2 protein-coding genes are annotated in these 575 nt (G+C 35.1%); one reads left to right on the forward strand and one right to left on the reverse strand.

Translation table 11 applies throughout. The features are described 5' to 3' along the window. A partial coding sequence (locus ACFIO3_RS15270) for a transcription antitermination factor NusB (protein ID WP_375704804.1) occupies positions 1-141 on the forward strand: 141 nt, incomplete at its 5' end. A gap of 77 nt (positions 142-218) precedes the next feature. Here ACFIO3_RS15270 and ACFIO3_RS15275 read toward each other — a convergent pair. Further along, positions 219-575 (reverse strand): outer membrane protein assembly factor BamE (locus tag ACFIO3_RS15275; RefSeq protein ID WP_375704803.1); only part of this gene is annotated, 357 nt, incomplete at its 5' end.

Raw genomic sequence — 575 nt, forward strand, 5'->3', positions numbered from 1 at the left:
GAGTTGATCAACCGTAAAGATGTCCCTATTGCAGTTGTTATGAATGAATATGTTGATATAGCAAAGGCGTTTTTTGAAGGTGAAGAGCCAAAACTTGTTAATGCAGTTCTCGACAGTATGGCAAAAAAAGTCCGACTCTAAGAGTTACAACCCCCCCTCCATTATAGATCTGATATTATCAGACCTATAATATTGAAACGGTACGCAGACTATATGATTTAGTTATGGGGTGGCAAATTCGCAGGGCCTTTTATAATTTGAATTAAGAAAGGATGTTCTTTCGTTACAGTTGGCGTTGTTTGTGTAATAAAGTCAAACACTTGACCGTCTTGTAACCCGTAATTTGCAACTTTTGCAACCTGATTATTTTTATTGAAGTAAATAGCTAAAACTTTGCGATCAATAATCTTTGTTTTCATAAACTGCATCCCACGATAACGTGTCTGTGAGATGTAATAAAAAACTTCATTATCATATTTTGTTTTTAATGAAGGGGTCCCTAAAGTTAAAAGAACTTGCTCTTGACTTGAGCCAATAGAGATAGAACTTAGAGCATTTTTATCAAGAACATAGCC

It is taken from the genome of Bartonella sp. AD328YNZD (genome assembly GCF_042196425.1).